At 41.8% G+C, this 18,221-nt stretch carries 19 protein-coding genes; all 19 read left to right on the top strand.

The genetic code is table 11. The features are described from left to right. Positions 1-9 precede the first annotated feature (9 nt). Positions 10-483, top strand: coding sequence for a ribosome maturation factor RimP (gene rimP / locus LQ188_RS16515; RefSeq protein ID WP_101224677.1), 474 nt, complete (start codon positions 10-12; stop codon positions 481-483). Between the two features lie 43 nt (positions 484-526). Next, on the top strand, positions 527-1,657 hold the full coding sequence (gene nusA, locus LQ188_RS16510; protein ID WP_076366463.1) for a transcription termination factor NusA: 1,131 nt from the start codon (positions 527-529) through the stop codon (positions 1,655-1,657). Positions 1,658-1,673: 16 nt separating this feature from the next. Further along, positions 1,674-1,949 (top strand): YlxR family protein, encoded by a 276-nt coding sequence (locus LQ188_RS16505; RefSeq protein WP_061462443.1) that lies wholly within the window; start codon positions 1,674-1,676, stop codon positions 1,947-1,949. A gap of 4 nt (positions 1,950-1,953) precedes the next feature. Then, on the top strand, positions 1,954-2,259 hold the full coding sequence (locus LQ188_RS16500) for a YlxQ family RNA-binding protein (RefSeq protein ID WP_034313614.1): 306 nt from the start codon (positions 1,954-1,956) through the stop codon (positions 2,257-2,259). A 19-nt stretch (positions 2,260-2,278) separates the two neighbouring features. Further along, positions 2,279-4,429 (top strand): translation initiation factor IF-2, encoded by a 2,151-nt coding sequence (infB, locus tag LQ188_RS16495; protein ID WP_101224678.1) that lies wholly within the window; start codon positions 2,279-2,281, stop codon positions 4,427-4,429. Then, positions 4,426-4,707: a DUF503 family protein gene (locus LQ188_RS16490; RefSeq protein WP_101224679.1), complete on the top strand. Its 282-nt coding sequence runs from the start codon at positions 4,426-4,428 to the stop codon at positions 4,705-4,707. The genes infB and LQ188_RS16490 overlap by 4 nt, the downstream gene beginning before the upstream one ends. Before the next feature lie 17 nt (positions 4,708-4,724). Next, the gene (gene rbfA, locus LQ188_RS16485) at positions 4,725-5,084 is read left to right on the top strand and encodes a 30S ribosome-binding factor RbfA (RefSeq protein ID WP_101224680.1); all 360 of its coding nucleotides are present in this window, start codon (positions 4,725-4,727) and stop codon (positions 5,082-5,084) included. A 169-nt stretch (positions 5,085-5,253) separates the two neighbouring features. Beyond that, positions 5,254-6,174 (top strand): tRNA pseudouridine(55) synthase TruB, encoded by a 921-nt coding sequence (gene truB, locus LQ188_RS16480; RefSeq protein ID WP_230177481.1) that lies wholly within the window; start codon positions 5,254-5,256, stop codon positions 6,172-6,174. A 33-nt stretch (positions 6,175-6,207) separates the two neighbouring features. After that, a complete protein-coding gene (gene ribF, locus LQ188_RS16475; RefSeq protein WP_101224682.1) occupies positions 6,208-7,158 on the top strand; it encodes a bifunctional riboflavin kinase/FAD synthetase in 951 nt (316 codons plus the stop codon). A 135-nt stretch (positions 7,159-7,293) separates the two neighbouring features. Beyond that, positions 7,294-7,563, top strand: coding sequence for a 30S ribosomal protein S15 (rpsO, locus tag LQ188_RS16470; protein ID WP_053345367.1), 270 nt, complete (start codon positions 7,294-7,296; stop codon positions 7,561-7,563). Positions 7,564-7,882: 319 nt separating this feature from the next. Continuing rightward, the gene (pnp, locus tag LQ188_RS16465; protein ID WP_230177479.1) at positions 7,883-10,000 is read left to right on the top strand and encodes a polyribonucleotide nucleotidyltransferase; all 2,118 of its coding nucleotides are present in this window, start codon (positions 7,883-7,885) and stop codon (positions 9,998-10,000) included. Between the two features lie 155 nt (positions 10,001-10,155). Continuing rightward, a complete protein-coding gene (locus tag LQ188_RS16460) occupies positions 10,156-11,115 on the top strand; it encodes a polysaccharide deacetylase family protein (RefSeq protein ID WP_230177477.1) in 960 nt (319 codons plus the stop codon). A gap of 46 nt (positions 11,116-11,161) precedes the next feature. Further along, complete coding sequence (locus tag LQ188_RS16455) at positions 11,162-12,388, top strand: pitrilysin family protein (RefSeq protein WP_230177475.1); 1,227 nt, start codon at positions 11,162-11,164, stop codon at positions 12,386-12,388. 162 nt (positions 12,389-12,550) lie between these two features. Beyond that, the gene (locus LQ188_RS16450; RefSeq protein WP_048684753.1) at positions 12,551-12,820 is read left to right on the top strand and encodes a YlmC/YmxH family sporulation protein; all 270 of its coding nucleotides are present in this window, start codon (positions 12,551-12,553) and stop codon (positions 12,818-12,820) included. A gap of 229 nt (positions 12,821-13,049) precedes the next feature. Further along, positions 13,050-13,952 carry a dipicolinic acid synthetase subunit A gene (gene dpaA, locus LQ188_RS16445; protein WP_230177688.1) on the top strand — a complete coding sequence of 301 codons (903 nt, stop codon included), beginning with the start codon at positions 13,050-13,052 and terminating at the stop codon, positions 13,950-13,952. Then, entirely contained in the window at positions 13,949-14,551 is a 603-nt protein-coding gene (locus tag LQ188_RS16440) for a dipicolinate synthase subunit B (protein ID WP_101224686.1), read from the top strand. The genes dpaA and LQ188_RS16440 overlap by 4 nt, the downstream gene beginning before the upstream one ends. A 213-nt stretch (positions 14,552-14,764) precedes the next feature. Further along, the gene (asd, locus tag LQ188_RS16435) at positions 14,765-15,820 is read left to right on the top strand and encodes an aspartate-semialdehyde dehydrogenase (RefSeq protein WP_101224687.1); all 1,056 of its coding nucleotides are present in this window, start codon (positions 14,765-14,767) and stop codon (positions 15,818-15,820) included. 106 nt (positions 15,821-15,926) lie between these two features. Then, the gene (gene dapG / locus LQ188_RS16430) at positions 15,927-17,153 is read left to right on the top strand and encodes an aspartate kinase (protein WP_230177473.1); all 1,227 of its coding nucleotides are present in this window, start codon (positions 15,927-15,929) and stop codon (positions 17,151-17,153) included. Positions 17,154-17,202: 49 nt separating this feature from the next. Further along, complete coding sequence (gene dapA, locus LQ188_RS16425; protein ID WP_101224689.1) at positions 17,203-18,069, top strand: 4-hydroxy-tetrahydrodipicolinate synthase; 867 nt, start codon at positions 17,203-17,205, stop codon at positions 18,067-18,069. Positions 18,070-18,221: the final 152 nt, after the last annotated feature.

The raw sequence follows: 18,221 nt of genomic DNA, 5'->3' as shown, positions 1-18,221 counted from the left end.
AGGAAACAAATGAGTAAAAAGGTAACGGAAGTCGTAGAGGAATTAGCATTACCAGTTCTTGAAGAATTGCAGCTTGAATTAGTCGAAGTGGAGTATGTGAAGGAAGGTAAAAGCTGGTTCCTTCGAGTGTACATTGATAAAGAAACAGGCGTAGATATTGATGATTGCGGAAATGTGAGTGAAAAACTCAGTGAAAAGCTTGATGAGGTTGATCCGATTCCACAAAATTATTTTCTCGAAGTTTCATCACCCGGAGCTGAAAGGCCTCTGAAAAAAGAGAAGGATTTCCTTAATGCTATCGGTAAAAATGTTTACATAAAAACATACGAGCCCATTTTAGATGAAAAAGAATTCGAAGGAATCTTAACCAGTTTCGATGGTGAAGAAGTGACACTCGAAGTCAGAATCAAGACAAGAAAGAAAACGATCGTCATACCATTCGAAAAGGTAGCGAAAGCAAGATTGGCGATTACCTTCGCTTAAGTCAAGCAAATCATTAATTTAAATATCCGTAAGGGGGATCACCATGGGCAATGAGTTATTGGATGCTCTCTATATTTTAGAAAACGAAAAAGGAATTTCCAGGGAGGTTTTGATCGACGCGATCGAATCTGCCCTTATATCGGCATATCGCCGTAACTTTAACCAAGCACAAAATGTTCGTATCGACTTGAATCTTGGTAAAGGGACTATGCGTGTATTTGCCAGAAAAGACGTTGTTGACGAAGTGTTCGATTCACGTCTGGAAATTTCTGTTGAAGAAGCAAGAGCAATTGATCCCAACTATCAGTTAGAGGATATTGTCGAAATGGAAGTAACACCTAAGGATTTCGGCCGTATTGCTGCACAAACAGCAAAACAAGTCGTCACTCAAAGGGTGCGTGAAGCGGAACGGGGCATCATTTATGCCGAATTCATCGATCGTGAAGAGGATATCATGACTGGTATCGTTCAACGCCAGGATTCCCGATTCATTTATGTGAGCCTAGGTAAAATCGAAGCTTTGCTCCCGGTGAATGAGCAAATGCCGAATGAACAGTATAAGCCACATGATCGCATTAAAGTTTTCATCACTAAAGTTGAAAAGACTTCCAAGGGCCCGCAAATTTTTGTATCCCGTTCACATCCTGGCCTTTTAAAACGTTTATTCGAAATCGAAGTGCCTGAAATTTTTGATGGAACAGTAGAAATTAAGTCAGTTGCCCGCGAAGCAGGCGACCGTTCAAAAATCTCCGTGCACTCCGATAACGAAGAAGTAGATCCAGTCGGTTCTTGTGTAGGCCAAAAAGGACAGCGTGTCCAGGCCATCGTCAATGAATTGAAAGGTGAAAAAATCGATATCGTTAAATGGTCGGAGAATCCGGTCATTTTCGTTGCGAATGCTTTAAGCCCTTCAAAAGTACTTGAAGTTATTGTTAAAGAAGAGGAAAAGGCGACGACTGTAATCGTTCCGGATTATCAACTTTCCCTGGCAATTGGTAAGCGTGGACAAAATGCCCGTTTAGCTGCCAAGCTTACAGGCTGGAAAATTGATATCAAGAGTGAAACGGAAGCCCGCGAAGCTGGTATTTATCCTGTGGAAGAACAGGAATTCCTTTTGAGCAGAGATAGTTATGTTACTGAAGAGGAAACAGATTTCGAAGAGGATAACGAGTAATTCGAGGTGAAAAAAGATGAATAGCCGAAAAAAAATCCCGATGCGTAAATGTGTGGCTACAGGCGAAATGAAGCCGAAGAAAGAACTCATTCGCATCGTTCGATCTAAAGAAGGGGAAGTCAGCCTTGATCCTACCGGAAAGAAATCTGGAAGGGGAGCTTATTTGACTCTTGATCGGGATGTTATCGAGCTGGCCAAAAAGAAAAATGTGCTGGCTAATCACCTTAGTACCCAAATCGATTCTTCCCTTTATGAACAATTGCTTGAATTAGTGAATAAGGAGAAAAACTAACACCATGACCCAACAACAACAATGGATGTCTCTATTAGGTTTGGCCAATCGAGCACGCAAGCTAATTTCGGGTGAAGAATTAGTGGTTAAAGAGATTAGAAGCGGTAATGCCAAAGTTGTTATTTTATCCGCGGACGCTTCAAAAAACACTGAAAAAAAAATATCTGATAAGTGCGCATTTTATCAGGTTCCTTTAAAAAGAGTCGAAAGCAGGTCATTGCTCGGCCATGCGATAGGCAAGGATGCTAGAGTTGCCGTCGCAGTTCTGGATGAAGGTTTTGCACAAAAACTCCGAACGCTGCTCGATTAAATTTTACGGGGGTGAACGTATGACAAAATTGCGTGTATATGAATATGCAAAACAAAAGAACGTTTCAAGCAAGGATGTAATAAATAAACTTAAAGAAATGAATATAGAGGTAACAAACCATATGACAGCATTAGACGATTCAACTGTAAATAAATTAAACGATTCAATCAAACCTAAAAACGAAGATAAAAGCCAAGAACCAAAAGCTAACGCTACGGTTGCGAAGTACGAAGCTGAGGCGGATGAAAAGAGCACAGTCAATAAAGAAAAACTGAAGAAGAAACCACCAGTTAAACCTGTAGGGACGAAAAAACCAACAGGTCAGTTCAACAAAGGTCGCAATAACAAGAATAAAAATAATAAACAAAGACAACAAGCGCCTCAGGCACCTGTAACAAAACGTAAAGAAAGGGAACTTCCAGAGAAAATTACGTTTTATGAGTCTTTGACGGTTATGGAACTTGGAAAAAAACTTCACCGTGAACCTTCTGAAATCATTAAAAAGCTCTTTATGCTTGGTGTTATGGCAACAATCAACCAGACTTTGGATAAAGATGCAATTGAATTGATTTGTGCGGAATACGGTGTAGTGGCCGAAGAAGAGATTCGTATCGACCTAACAGACCTGGAATCACTTGTAACTGAGGATGCTTCTGAAGATTTGATTGAACGTCCGGCTGTCGTGACGATCATGGGTCACGTCGACCATGGTAAAACGACATTGCTTGATTCTATACGCCATACAAAAGTAACTGAAGGCGAAGCAGGCGGAATCACTCAGCATATCGGTGCTTATCAAGTTAAAGTTAACGATAAGAAAATAACATTCCTGGATACACCAGGCCATGCTGCGTTTACAACAATGCGTGCCCGCGGTGCACAAGTTACCGATATCACCATCCTTGTCGTCGCTGCGGATGATGGCGTTATGCCTCAAACGATTGAAGCGATCAACCATGCTAAAGCGGCAGAAGTTCCAATCATCGTCGCTGTCAATAAGATGGATAAAGAAGCTGCCAATCCGGACCGTGTCATGCAAGAATTGACAGAGCACGGTTTAGTTTCTGAAGCATGGGGAGGAGATACGATCTTCGTACCAATTTCAGCTAAAAACGGTGAAGGCATCGACAGCTTGCTTGAAATGATTCTTCTTGTCAGTGAAGTGGAAGAGTATAAAGCTAATCCATCTCGTAAAGCAAATGGAACTGTCATCGAAGCACGTTTGGATAAAGGGCGCGGATCGGTTGCCACTTTGCTAGTTCAAAACGGAACGTTGAAAATCGGCGATCCGATTGTTATCGGTAATACATTCGGACGTGTCCGTGCTATGGTTAACGATCTTGGACGCCGTGTTAAGGATGCAGGTCCATCAACACCGGTTGAAATCACAGGATTGAACGAAGTGCCACAGGCCGGCGATCGTTTCATCGTCTTTGAAGATGAGAAAACGGCCCGTCAAGTTGGGGAAGTGCGTGCACAAAGGCAACTTGCTTCACAACGTAATGAAAAATCCCGTGTAACCCTGGATACATTGTTCGAACAAATGAAAGAAGGGGAAATTAAAGAATTGAACATCATTTTAAAGGCTGATGTTCAAGGTTCTGCGGAAGCAGTAGCCGCTTCCCTGAATAAAATAGAAGTGGAAGGCGCTAAAGTAAAAATCATACACACTGGCGTCGGTGCTATCACAGAGTCTGACATCATCCTTGCTACAGCTTCGAATGCAATCGTCATCGGATTCAACGTCCGTCCTGACGTAAATGCGAAGCGTGCAGCTGAATCAGAAAATGTTGATGTCCGCCTTCACCGCATCATCTATAAAGCGATCGAAGAGATCGAGTCAGCTATGAAAGGGATGCTTGACCCTGAATTCGAAGAAAAAATTATCGGTCAGGCTGAAGTCCGTACGACTTTCAAAGTATCCAAGGTTGGTACGATTGCCGGTTCTTACGTTACAGAAGGAAAAATCACTCGTGACAGCGGAATTCGCTTAATTCGTCAAGGTGTCGTCATTTTCGAAGGTGAAATTGATGCATTGAAACGTTTTAAAGATGATGTAAAAGAAGTGGCAACGAACTATGAGTGCGGTATTACGATTAAAAATTACAACGACCTTAAAGAAGGCGATGTAATTGAAGCGTATGTTATGGAAGAGATTGAACGTAAATGATCGTTGGCTCTGTCCAATGTGAATGCATCATCCATGACACCCATTCTTTGAAAGAAAAACGGGCCGTGCTTCAGCGTGTCATGACACGGCTTAAGCAGAAGTTCAATATTTCTGTAGCAGAAACCGATTTTCAGGATTTATGGCAGCGGACAACGATTACTATCGTTACCGTAACATCCTCACGGAAGGCTACTGAACGGGAACTTCAAAATGCCCTTAAATTTCTAGATTCTTTTCCGGAACTAGAGCGAACAATAACAGATATAGACTGGCTTTAGGCTATCGAGGTGATATTATGAGCCTTCGTTCAAATCGTGTTGGCGAACAAATGAAAAAAGAGCTGAGTGAAATTATCGGCCGAAAAATTAAAGATCCAAGAATCGGATTTGTTACTGTGACGGATGTCGCGGTTACAGGCGATTTACAACAGGCAACAGTTTATATTTCCGTTTTGGGTGACCAGGAACAAAGGGAGAAAACCCTGCAAGGTCTAGCTAAGGCGAAAGGATTCATGCGTTCAGAAATTGGGCAGCGGATCCGCCTTCGCAAAACCCCTGAGCTGTTTTTTGAATTTGATGAATCGGTCGATTATGGTAATCGTATCGAGTCGTTGATTTCCCAAATCAATAAACCGGCTGAAAAAGACGAGGAATAAGCAAGCAGTAAAAGGAGGCCGACTCAATAAGTGCTTTGCACTTCTTGAAGTCGGTCTCTTTTTTTTGAAAAATGGATATGTAAAAAAGCGAAAAACACCTATCGAAATTGGAATTCATTTTGCTTTATGATAGTAATTTAGGGTGTTTTATAAATGATGAGGTGAAAGCGTGAACGGTATTCTTCCATTATGGAAACCCAAGGGATTGACATCCCATGATTGTGTTTTTAAATTAAGAAAGATCCTAAAGACTAAAAAGGTTGGGCACACAGGTACTTTAGATCCTGATGTAACAGGGGTTTTACCTATTTGTATTGGCAGGGCAACCAAGATAGCCGAATATTTGACAGAAGCCGGTAAAGCGTATGAAGGGGAAGTGACCCTTGGTTTTTCCACGACAACTGAAGACGTAAGCGGTGAAAAAGTGGAAGAGAAAAAGGTTGATCAAGTGATTCAGCGTAAACGGATTCTGGAAGTGCTGGAATCACTGACTGGAAAGATTGAACAGACGCCGCCAATGTATTCAGCAGTAAAGGTAAACGGGAAGAAGTTATATGAATATGCCCGTGCAGGGGTGGAAGTGGAGAGGCCGACAAGGGAGGTCACCATTTATGATATTAGTCTTCTCGATGATCGTTCTGAATTTAAAGGGGAAACCATCTCTTTTCGGTTTCGCGTCAAATGCAGCAAAGGAACGTATATTCGGACGCTTGCAGTCATGATGGGGGAAGAATTGGGGTTTCCTGCCCATATGTCAGACTTGACACGTATTGAATCAGCAGGTTTTAAGCAGGAGGATTGTTTCACATTTGCTGAAGTGGAAGACTTCATGGAAAGTGGACAAACGGATAAATTTCTGCTGCCTTTGGAACGGGGATTATTTCATTTGCCCAAATTTCAGATTAGTGATAAAGTAGCAAAGAAAGTACTTAACGGTGCGGTATTGGAACAAACAAAGGATGTTGTTGTTGATAAAGGGATGCCTTTTGTTATGGTCGACCCAGCAGATAAGGCCATTGCCATTTATCAAATACATCCGACAAAAGAGGGATTAATTAAACCTGTAAAAGTATTGGCACAAGAATTATAGACCGTTTTACCGTCGGAAAGAGGAGATTGAAAGGTGAAAGTGATCGCAATAGAGCATCCTCATCAATTTAATTCGGATGATTTTCCCGAGCTTGTAATGGCGCTTGGATTTTTTGATGGTATACATAAAGGTCATCAGATTGTTATTCAGACCGCCAAGCAAAAAGCCGATGAAATGAATCTTAAGTCAGCAGTAATGACATTTGACCCGCATCCTTCTGCAGTACTGGGTAGGAAAACGGAAAATATCCGCTATATCACTCCACTTGAAGATAAGGTGGATATCATAGAGTCGATGGAGATAGATTATTTATTCATTGTCCATTTCAGCAAGGAATTTGCTTCGGTTCTGCCGCAGCGGTTCGTTGACGAATACATTGCCGGGCTGAATGTCCGTCACGTAGTTGCAGGCTTTGATTATTCCTACGGTCGCTATGGACAAGGATCGATGGAAGATTTGCCTGTTTATGCACAGGGCAGATTTTCACAGACAGTCGTCGCAAAACAGACAATTGAAGATGAAAAGGTTAGCTCGACGAGAATCAGGGAAACTCTCGGTAACGGCAGCTTTACCGACTTTTATCATTTGGCTGGCCGCCGCTATTTAACGAAAGGTCATGTCGTTCACGGTGAAAAGCGGGGCAGGAAATTGGGTTTCCCCACCGCTAATATTGATGTGGGTGATGATTATATTTTTCCTGCTGCCGGCGTATATGCCGTCAGGATCAAAATAAGCGGTAAATGGTATAAAGGGGTTTGCAATGTCGGTTACAAACCTACATTCCACGAAGAAAAACCTAAATATCCGACTGTAGAGGTTCATGCCTTGGAGTTCTCGGGAGATATTTATGGCAACCAAGTCTCGGTTGAGTGGCATATAAGACTTCGGAGTGAGCAGAAATTTTCCGGGCTTGAAGCATTGGTCGCTCAGATCGAAACGGATAAGCAAAATGCCATAGCCTATTTTGCAAAGCTTGAAGGATAAAAGACAAGACTTGCAATTTTAATGAAAAACATGTATTCTATTGTATGTATGAAAATAACCATTGCTTGGCTAGTCGAGACTCCGACGCTGGCTCGGTAATAGGTGATTTTACAGAATTTTAGGAGGAATAATAACATGGCAATTACACAAGTACGCAAAAACGAACTTATCGCAGAATTCAGAACTCACGATACTGACACTGGGTCTCCAGAAGTTCAAATCGCAGTATTAACAGAAGAAATCAACAACTTGAACGGTCACTTACGCACACACAAAAAAGACCACCATTCACGTCGCGGTCTTCTAAAAATGGTAGGTAAACGTCGTAATCTTTTAACTTACCTACGTAACAAAGACGTTACTCGTTACCGTACACTAATTAACAAATTAGGTCTACGTAGATAATTTTTTCAGGAAGGCGGGAAATTTCCCGCTTTTTTGATGTTAATCAAATGATTTGGACGTATTCTACTTAAGGCTGGGCCTTCGTCCTTGGGACTCGGCAGGAGCCGGGTCCTTTTCCATTTATAAATGATCGGGATATACATAATCAAATGAATGAAATTTTTATTCATTTTACTGTTAATGCTTGTTTTTTTCGTGCATAATAGGAATAGTTTGGTTTTAACTCGAGTTCAGTTACTTTTCACATATAAATGATTTATCCAATACAGGTTTAGGTAAACTAAGCCTCTAAGTGAAGATTCAGAGAGGGGTTTAATAAATGGGACAGGAAAAACATACGTATTCATTTGACTGGGCCGGCCGTAATGTAACGGTAGAGATAGGGCAATTGGCCAAACAAGCGAACGGGGCAGTTTTAGTCCGTTATGGAGAAACTGCTGTATTAAGTACAGCGACGGCTTCAAAGGAACCTAGAAATGTCGACTTTTTCCCTTTAACAGTCAACTACGAAGAAAGACTATATGCAGTCGGTAAAATTCCGGGAGGCTTCATTAAACGTGAAGGACGACCGAGTGAAAGGGCAATTCTTGCAAGCCGCTTGATTGACCGTCCAATCCGTCCGCTTTTCGCCGATGGCTTCAGGAATGATGTTCAGATCATCAGCATGGTCATGAGTGTCGATCAGGATTGTTCTACGGAAATGGCAGCTATGCTAGGTTCTTCACTTGCACTTTCAGTTTCCGATATTCCGTTTGAAGGTCCAATTGCCGGAGTTGTAGTGGGGAGGATCAATAATGAATTCATTATTAACCCTACTGTCGACCAACTAGCTAAAAGTGACATCAATCTGACGGTTGCCGGCACTAAAGATGCTATCAACATGGTTGAAGCCGGAGCAAATGAAGTACCAGAGGAAACGATGCTTGAAGCAATCATGTTTGGACATGATGAAATCAAGAAGATCATTGCATTCCAAGAGAAAATCGTTGCTGAAATCGGCAAGGAAAAAATGCAGGTCACTTTATATCAAGTGGATGCAGAACTGGAAGCAGAAGTGAAAGGCTTATGTGAAGCAGACTTGAACAAAGCTGTACAAGTTCAGGAAAAGCATGCTCGTGAAGACGCGATCAAAGAAGTAAAAGATCGTGTATTGGGTCATTATGAGGAAGAAACTGATGAAGAAAAATTAAAGCAAATCAAAGAAATCCTGAATAAATTGGTCAAATCCGAAGTCCGCCGTTTAATCACGGAAGAAAAAGTGCGTCCGGATGGCCGTAATCCTGACGAAATCAGACCATTATCATCAGAAGTTACGATTCTGCCTCGTACACATGGTTCCGGATTGTTCACACGCGGACAAACCCAAGCTCTATCCATCTGTACATTAGGTGCGCTTGGTGATGTGCAGATTCTGGACGGACTTGGAACCGAAGAGTCAAAACGTTTTATGCACCACTATAACTTCCCGCATTTCAGTGTCGGTGAAACTGGCCCTATCCGTGGGGCAGGACGCCGTGAAATCGGTCATGGTGCACTTGGTGAAAGGGCATTGGAGCCTGTTATTCCAAACGATAAAGACTTCCCTTATACAATCAGACTTGTTTCTGAAGTGCTTGAATCAAACGGTTCAACATCACAAGCAAGTATTTGTGCAAGCACGTTGGCAATGATGGATGCTGGCGTTCCATTGAAGGCTCCAGTTGCCGGTATTGCCATGGGTCTTGTCAAATCAGGTGAGCACTATACAATCTTAACGGATATTCAAGGCATGGAAGACCATCTGGGAGACATGGACTTTAAAGTCGCAGGTACCTCAAAAGGTGTTACTGCACTGCAAATGGATATTAAGATTGAGGGTCTTTCAAGAGAGATCCTTGAAGAAGCTTTACTTCAAGCCAAACATGGCCGGATGCATATTTTGGAATCAATGATGTCAACAATCAATCAACCGCGTGAGCAGTTATCCAAATATGCTCCAAAAATCGTTACAATGTCCATAAATCCGGATAAGATCCGTGATGTGATTGGACCGAGCGGAAAACATATCAACAAAATCATTGAAGAAACTGGCGTGAAAATCGACATCGAACAAGATGGAACGGTATTCATATCTTCTACTGATGAACCAATGATTCAAAAAGCGAAGAAAATCATTGAGGATATCGTACGTGAAGTCGTAGTGGGCGAACTATACTTAGGTAAAGTTAAACGTATCGAAAAGTTCGGTGCCTTCGTTGAAATCTTCAACGGTAAAGACGGTTTGGTACATATTTCTGAACTGGCTGAAGAAAGAGTCGGAAAAGTGGAAGATGTCGTTTCACTTGGCGATGAATTATTGGTCAAAGTTACTGAGATCGATAAGCAAGGAAGGGTAAACCTTTCCCGTAAAGCGGTCTTGAAAGAGCAAAAAGAGGCAGCCAACCCGTCTCAATCGTAATGAAAAATGAAATCCGGCATGCGGTTCCTTGTGAATCTGCATGCTTTTTTTGTTTAAAGTATGGGAATATCCATAGTGTGAATGGCGTTAAAAGGATGTCAAGTTCTACCTTGTCCGTTTTCTTCATACATTTTGGTATGAAGGGGGCGTAAAAAATGAATAATAAATGGAAGCAGATAGTTGCGATAAGTGCCATTGCAGGTATATCATGGTTATTAGTGCAAAATCCATATACACAAATTTATTTGACCCAATTAACCGATGATTCAGTTGCTTCAATGAAGCAAGAAGACGAGCTTCTTTTACAAATAAAAGAATCAACAAAAAAATATGAGATTGCACCACAGGATGCACGAATAGATTCTGTCTGGAAAACCGTTCCTGCATATAACGGCCTAAAGGTAAATATTGATGATTCGTATAAAGCCATGAAGAAGGAGGGCGTGTTCGATAAGAATAAGCTGGTGTTTCAGCAGGTTCCTGCGAAGATACATATGGAGGATCTGGATCCGGCTCCGATCTACCGGGCTCATCCCGAAAAGCCAGTCGTTTCATTTTTAATCAATGTAGCCTGGGGGAATGAATATTTACAAGATATGTTGGCCGTGTTAAAAAAGTATAATGTCAAGGCCACTTTTTTCCTGGAAGGCAATTGGACCAAGAAAAACCCAGATTTAGCCAAAATGATTAAGGGTGGGGGACATGAAATTGGAAATCATTCTTATTCACATCCCGATATGAAAAACATCTCCGCACAAGCTACACGTGAGGAAATTCGAAAAACGAACGAAGTCATTGAAGCGGTGACGGGTTTGAAAATGAAATGGTTCGCACCACCAAGTGGAAGCTACCGGGACGAAACGGTGAAAATCGCGGATTCTTTCGATATGGAGACCGTCATGTGGAGTGTGGATACGATCGACTGGCAAAAGCCAAGCCCTGAAGTCCTTCAACAAAGAGTGCTTTCTAAGGTACACCCCGGAGCATTTATATTGATGCATCCGACGGAATCTACTGCAAAATCATTGGAAACGTTAATAATTGAAATAAAAAAGAAAGATTTAGATGTGGTTACCGTTTCGGAAGCAGTAGATGAAGAGCGATCGAATCCATAAAGTATTGGTTACGATAGCAGCATAGAATGATTGGGAGGAATGTTAGTTGATTAAGAAATACACGTGTCAAAATGGAGTTAGAATTGTATTGGAAAATATTCCAACTGTACGCTCTGCAGCAATTGGAGTATGGATCAAAACAGGTTCAAGAAATGAAACACCGGAATTGAATGGGGTCTCACATTTCTTGGAGCATATGTTCTTCAAAGGAACAGCTACGAGAAATGCGCGTGAAATTGCCGAGTCATTCGATAGTATTGGCGGACAAGTGAATGCATTCACTTCAAAAGAGTATACATGCTATTATGCTAAAGTAATGGATAACCATGCAAGCTATGCGCTTGAAATCCTTGCTGATATGTTCTTCAACTCAACATTTGATGGTGAAGAATTGAAAAAAGAAAAAAATGTCGTCTACGAAGAAATCAAAATGTACGAAGACACACCAGATGACATTGTCCATGACCTCTTAAGCAAGGCGGTATATGAAAATCATCCCCTTGGCTATCCGATACTTGGCACGGAAAATACGCTTGAAACGTTCAATAGTGATACATTAAAAAAATACGTCCATGACATGTATACACCAGATAAAGTAGTTGTATCCATTGCTGGGAATGTAGATGAAAAAATGATTAAGGAAGTCGAAAGCTACTTTGGCTCGTATCAAGGAGGGGAAGATCGTCTTGAATTGGTAAAGCCTACCTTCCATGAAAATAGGATCACCCGTAAAAAAGATACGGAACAAGCCCATTTATGCCTTGGTTACAAAGGGTTGGAAATTGGCAATGATAAAACATACAGCCTGATTACCTTGAATAATATTCTTGGAGGAAGCATGAGCAGCCGCTTATTCCAGGACGTCAGGGAGCAACGAGGCCTTGCCTATTCCGTATATTCCTATCATTCCAGCTATCAAGATAGCGGTATGGTGACGGTATATGGGGGGACAGGCACAAATCAGCTTGACAGCCTGTATGAAACCATTCAGGAAACACTGGATACTCTAAAAAGGGATGGCATTACGGAAAAGGAATTACGGAATAGTAAAGAGCAACTTAAAGGCAGCTTGATGCTTAGCCTTGAAAGCACGAATAGCCGCATGAGCCGGAACGGAAAAAATGAGCTGATGTTAGGTGAGCACCGTTCCCTTGATGATATCATCATCAAGATTGACGAGGTGACGGAGGATACCGTCAATGAATTGGCAAACCAGATCTTTACGGAACATTCATTGTCATTAGTGAGCCCGTTGGAAAACTGGGATAAATAATGACGGACAAGTCTGCACCTTCCTTTAATTAATGGGAGGTCAGGCTTTTTTTCTTTGAATTCGGGAGGGTCCAATGTTATGGACAATATTTGGATAAATGCCTTCTAAGTTTACCTTTTTCGGATATAGATTGAATAGAAGGCCAAAAAGGGGGAACCAAATTTGAGGTTGAGCGAATTGAGCGGTAAGGAAATAGTCGATGTGAATAGGGCGGAAAGATTAGGGATCCTTGGTCAGACCGATTTGGAAATAGATGAAACTGGACAAATAACCTCATTGATCATACCATCTGTCAAATGGTTCGGCCTTTTAAGGAATGGCAGTGAAATAAGAGTTCCTTGGGAACATATAAAAAAAATCGGTGCGGATATGGTCATCATTGACTTTCAGGAGGGACTTTCACTTAAAGACGGAGAGCATATGGACGGATGATCACGCTCGCGCCAGGCTCCTTGAACTTCACGGAATACAAGCTCGAAAACGCCTTAGCTGGCAATAGCTATGGCGTTTTTTCTTTTCTTATCACCGTTTTTTAAGTGAAAACATAAGATGGCAGGGTAACTAGAGAATGTAGCAAAAACCGAATTGCTTCCTGAAGGAATTGTATATCATGAGGCAAGGAATGTTTAGGATCTTTTATATAAAGAAGGTGACGGTTTTAATGCTCACAGGCATGCAAATCGCTGTAATTGGTGGAGATGCGCGTCAGCTTGAAGTTGTCCGTAAACTGACGGAGCTGGATGCAAAGCTATTATTGGTAGGTTTTGAACAGCTCGACCATGCTTTTACCGGAGCGGTTAAGGAAAAAATGGAAGATATAAACTTCAAGGAATTAGATTCAGTTATTTTACCTGTCCGGGGAACGGATTCAGATGGGAAAGTAGAAACGATCTTTTCCAGTGAAGAGGTTGTTTTGACTGAAGAAATGATAAAAAATACCCCGGCACATTGCATTTTTTATGCAGGAATCAGTAACGACTACCTTAATGAGATATTCAAGAAAGTGGATCGCAAACTCGTTCTATTGTTCGAACGTGATGATGTGGCTATTTATAATTCGATTCCCACTGTTGAGGGTGCAATCATGATGGCCATTCAACATACGGATTTTACTATCCATGGATCGAATGTAGCCGTTCTCGGTCTGGGAAGGGTCGGAATGAGTGTAGCCCGGTCATTCCATGCACTTGGAGCAAAAGTGAAGGTGGGGGCAAGAAAAAGCGAAGATATTGCGAGGATCAGTGAAATGGCATTAGCCCCTTTTCATTTAAATGAACTCGCTGCAGAAATGAAAGATGTTGATATATGTATCAATACGATTCCTTTTCCGATAATTACCGCAAAAGTTATAGCCAATATGCCCGTTCATACATTAATCATCGACCTTGCTTCAAAACCGGGGGGAACGGATTTTCGTTACGCTGAAAAAAGGGGAATTAAGGCGCTGTTGGCACCGAGCCTACCGGGTATAGTTGCCCCGAAAACAGCTGGTCAGATATTAGCGAATGCACTGGGACTATTGATTCAAGGCGAGTTCTTGAAAAGGAAGGGGAAAATGATATGAGTCTCAAAGGGAAACGTATTGGTTTCGGATTAACAGGATCACATTGCACATATGATGAAGTGTTTCCGGAAATAGAAAAACTTGTAAACGAAGGTGCGGAAGTCATTCCAATCGTAACATCGACTGTCCAAAACACGGAAACCCGTTTTGGAAAGGGAGAGGACTGGGTCGAAAGAATAGAAAAATTGACGGGGAACCATGTCGTTGATACAATCGTCAAAGCAGAGCCTTTAGGACCTAAATTGCCACTTGATTGCATGGTGATCGCTCCTTTAACGGGTAACTCAATGAGTAAAATGGCAAATGCACTTACCGATTCGCCAGTACTTATGGCTGCAAAAGCGACGATGAGAAATCACCGTCCAGTCGTAGTCGCGATATCAACTAATGATGCACTTGGGTTAAATGGTGTCAATCTAATGAGGCTGATGGCAGCTAAAGACATTTATTTCGTTCCATATGGCCAGGATAATCCCAAAGGAAAACCAAGTTCCATGGTTGCGAGGATGAGCATGATAAGGGATACGATCATAGCGGCATTGGAAAGGGAACAGATTCAACCTGTCATCGTCGAAAGGTTCAAGGATGATTTAGTCTGAACAAGTATTACTGCCTCAAACCAGCTTTCTAACGACTGACATATATGCATAAATTTGTAGGTTGAAGTTATGAAAAACCACTCCACTACCAGAATATTTTGTTGAAGTGCGACCCTTTGGAATGTTAATGTGTTAAAATAAATGATATTCTGAAAAAGAAGCAGTAAATCCAATAAATAACTAATTTAAGAGATAGAAAAGGAGTATGTATAAATGACTGAGACACAGGGATTGCGTATTGCAGTTGTGGGAGCAACTGGGGCAGTAGGACAACAAATGATTTCAACACTCGAACAAAGGGACTTACCGATTAAGAAAATCATCTTTTTATCATCGGCTCGTTCCGCAGGAATCAAACTTACGTTTAAGGGCGAAGAAATCGAAGTGCAGGAAGCAAAACCTGAAAGCTTTGAAGGCATCGATATCGCTTTATTCAGTGCTGGTGGAAGCGTGTCTAAGGAATTGGCTCCAGAAGCAGTTAAACGCGGTGCGATAGTAGTGGATAATACAAGCGCATTCCGCATGGATGAAAATGTGCCGTTAGTCGTTCCTGAAGTAAATGAAGAAGACTTGAAACAGCATAATGGGATCATTGCAAATCCGAATTGTTCAACTATCCAAATGGTTGTGGCATTGGAACCTATTCGCAAGACATACGGCTTATCAAAAATTGTTGTTTCTACCTATCAAGCTGTTTCGGGTGCAGGTGCAGCTGCGATAAATGAATTAAAGGAACAAGCTCGCGACTTGCTTGATGAAAAAGAAATAGATCCGAAAATTTTACCGGTAAAAGGGGACGAAAAGCATTATCAAATCGCATTTAACGTCATTCCCCAAATCGATAAATTCCAAGATAACGGGTACACATTCGAAGAGATGAAAATGATTAATGAAACAAAGAAAATCATGCATATGCAAAACCTTCCAGTGGCTGCAACTTGCGTGAGGCTTCCTGTTGTAACAGGTCATTCGGAATCTGTATACATTGAAGTTGAAAAAGAAGGCATAGCGGCTTCTCAAATCAAAGAGCTAATGAAAACGGCACCTGGAATAGTGTTAGAAGATGAACCGGAACAACAAGTTTACCCTACGCCTGCTTCATCCGTCGGCAAGAATGATGTATTCGTCGGTCGGATTCGCAAAGATTTGGATGAAGATAAAGGCTTCCATTTATGGGTGGTTTCCGATAATCTATTAAAAGGAGCAGCTTGGAATTCCGTTCAAATTGCTGAGAGCCTTTTGAAATTAGGTTTGGTTACCGTTAAGTAAAAATTTTATTCTTAATGAACTCGACAGAAAATTAAATTCCAATAGGATAGAGAGTTTTTGTCAGCTTCCCGGATTGGGAAGCTGGCTTATATTTGGGGTGCATATTATGAAAATTATCGTCCAGAAATACGGTGGGACATCCGTTCGTGATGAGGAAAGCCGTTCATTCGCCAAGGGGCATATTGAAAATGCGATTAAAGAAGGCTATAAAGTGGTGGTTGTGGTTTCAGCAATGGGAAGAAAAGGCGATCCTTATGCAACGGATACCTTACTTTCCCTGGTAAATGGAGCGAAAGCCTGCCTTTCAAAACGAGAACAGGATTTACTTATGTCAGTAGGGGAAACGATATCATCTGTCGTATTTACGAACATGCTCTTGGAGCATGGTATTGATGCGGTCGCATATACTGGAGCTCAAGCGGGATTCTTGACGAATACCGACTATTCAAGTGCGAAAATTATCGAAATGAAATGCGACCGTCTCATGAAAGAACTTGAGGTGAAGGATGTCGTCGTTGTAGCGGGTTTCCAGGGAGCGGCTAAAAACGGGGACATCACGACCATCGGCCGTGGTGGAAGTGATACTTCAGCCGCAGCATTAGGTGCGGCATTGCAAGCTGAACGGGTCGATATATTTACGGATGTGGAAGGAATCATGACGGCAGATCCACGTATTGCCGATCAAGCTCGTCCATTATCAATCGTTTCATATACGGAAGTTTGCAATATGGCATATCAAGGGGCAAAGGTCATTCATCCGAGAGCTGTTGAAATTGCGATGCAGGCGAAAGTCCCGATTCGGATAAGGTCAACGTACAGCGAAGGTTTGGGAACACTTGTTACTAGCATGAACAAGGGAAGTCAGGGCAGTGACATACGTGAAAGGCTCGTGACCGGGATTGCCCATGTACCTAAGATCACTCAAATCAAGGTCCGTGCGAAAAAAGATCAGTATAATCTGCAGGCAGAAGTTTTTAAAGCAATGGCCAATGCCTCCATTTCAGTGGACTTTATAAATATATATCCAAGTGGCGTAGTTTATACCGTTTCCGAGGAGATGACTGAACTTGCCCTCACGATTTTGGCCGAGCTTGGTCATGAACCGGTCATTGAACGGAATTGTGCCAAGGTTTCAGTAGTCGGTGCAGGCATCAATGGAGTGCCAGGCGTTGCAGCGAAGATTGTCACAGCACTATCCGAAAAGGAAATTGCCATTCTCCAGTCAGCGGACAGCCATACGACAATTTGGGTACTCGTAAAAGAGGAAGATTTAATAGAAGCTGTTAATTCCCTGCACTATGCGTTTCAATTGCATGAAAGGGAAGTCCAATAATCAGGTTTTTTAATAAATAAAGGTTTTAAAAATTAAAGAGGTGTTAGAAATGATATTTGGTAGAGTATCAACCGCAATGGTCACCCCTTTCGATAGCAAGGGAAATGTTGATTTTCAAAAGACGACTTCATTGGTTAATTACTTATTAGCGAATGGAACCGATTCGCTTGTGCTTTCGGGAACGACAGGGGAATCCCCAACTTTATCTTCGGAGGAGAAAATTGCATTATTGCGTCATGTTTCAAAGGTTGTTGAAAAACGTGTTCCCATCATCATGGGTACAGGAAGCAACAATACGTATGCGTCCATCGAGTTGACAAAAAAAGCGGAACAAAATGGCGCCGATGCGATAATGCTGGTTGCCCCGTATTATAGTAAATCTAATCAAGAAGGTCTGTACCAGCATTTTAAGGCTATTGCAGCTAGTACGGCCCTTCCTGTCATGGTATATAATATCCCTGGGCGCGCTTCGGTTAACATTGAACCGGAAACGATCATCCGCCTTTCAAAAATTCCTAATATCGTTGCCGTTAAGGAAGCGAGCGGGGATTTAAACGCTATGACCCAAATCATAGCCGGCACGGATGAAGATTTTGCATTATATAGTGGGGACGACGCTTTAACACTCCCAGTATTGGCTATTGGTGGTGTGGGTGTAGTTTCGGTTGCTTCACATATTGCAGGTAATGAGTTGCAGAAAATAGTGGAGGCCTTCATCAGCGGGGACTTGAAAGAGGCAGCCAGGCTGCATCAGGAACTGTTACCGCTTATAAAAGGTTTGTTTGCAGCGCCAAGCCCTGCACCTGTCAAAACAGCGCTTCAGTTATATGGAATTGACGTTGGATCGGTGAGACTTCCAATCGTGCCATTGACTGAGCAGGAGCGCCTTGCATTAACCAAGGTATTAAAAAAATAAAAAGACACGGAACAAGCTGATCGTTGAAGATTGGCTTGTTTTTACATAATGATGTATATGAATGGGATATACTTTCCGATTTCGGATAAAAAATAATTGAATTTTTTTATAATCAATCGAAACTGGATAAAAGTACTAAGGAATCTCTTACA

The sequence above is a fragment of the Peribacillus sp. Bi134 genome, from assembly GCF_918698065.1.
In the GTDB taxonomy this organism is placed as follows: Bacteria; Bacillota; Bacilli; order Bacillales; family DSM-1321; genus Peribacillus.
This window is presented reverse-complemented; position numbering and strand designations above follow the sequence as displayed.

What these genes read in the sequence shown, in the direction of transcription:
- rimP (WP_101224677.1), top strand. Translation starts at nt 10, where the DNA reads ATGAGTAAAAAGGTAACGGAAGTCGTAGAGGAATTAGCATTACCAGTT.
- nusA (WP_076366463.1), top strand. Translation starts at nt 527, where the DNA reads ATGGGCAATGAGTTATTGGATGCTCTCTATATTTTAGAAAACGAAAAA.
- LQ188_RS16505 (WP_061462443.1), top strand. Translation starts at nt 1,674, where the DNA reads ATGAATAGCCGAAAAAAAATCCCGATGCGTAAATGTGTGGCTACAGGC.
- LQ188_RS16500 (WP_034313614.1), top strand. Translation starts at nt 1,954, where the DNA reads ATGACCCAACAACAACAATGGATGTCTCTATTAGGTTTGGCCAATCGA.
- infB (WP_101224678.1), top strand. Translation starts at nt 2,279, where the DNA reads ATGACAAAATTGCGTGTATATGAATATGCAAAACAAAAGAACGTTTCA.
- LQ188_RS16490 (WP_101224679.1), top strand. Translation starts at nt 4,426, where the DNA reads ATGATCGTTGGCTCTGTCCAATGTGAATGCATCATCCATGACACCCAT.
- rbfA (WP_101224680.1), top strand. Translation starts at nt 4,725, where the DNA reads ATGAGCCTTCGTTCAAATCGTGTTGGCGAACAAATGAAAAAAGAGCTG.
- rpsO (WP_053345367.1), top strand. Translation starts at nt 7,294, where the DNA reads ATGGCAATTACACAAGTACGCAAAAACGAACTTATCGCAGAATTCAGA.
- pnp (WP_230177479.1), top strand. Translation starts at nt 7,883, where the DNA reads ATGGGACAGGAAAAACATACGTATTCATTTGACTGGGCCGGCCGTAAT.
- LQ188_RS16460 (WP_230177477.1), top strand. Translation starts at nt 10,156, where the DNA reads ATGAATAATAAATGGAAGCAGATAGTTGCGATAAGTGCCATTGCAGGT.
- dpaA (WP_230177688.1), top strand. Translation starts at nt 13,050, where the DNA reads ATGCTCACAGGCATGCAAATCGCTGTAATTGGTGGAGATGCGCGTCAG.
- LQ188_RS16440 (WP_101224686.1), top strand. Translation starts at nt 13,949, where the DNA reads ATGAGTCTCAAAGGGAAACGTATTGGTTTCGGATTAACAGGATCACAT.
- asd (WP_101224687.1), top strand. Translation starts at nt 14,765, where the DNA reads ATGACTGAGACACAGGGATTGCGTATTGCAGTTGTGGGAGCAACTGGG.
- dapG (WP_230177473.1), top strand. Translation starts at nt 15,927, where the DNA reads ATGAAAATTATCGTCCAGAAATACGGTGGGACATCCGTTCGTGATGAG.
- dapA (WP_101224689.1), top strand. Translation starts at nt 17,203, where the DNA reads ATGATATTTGGTAGAGTATCAACCGCAATGGTCACCCCTTTCGATAGC.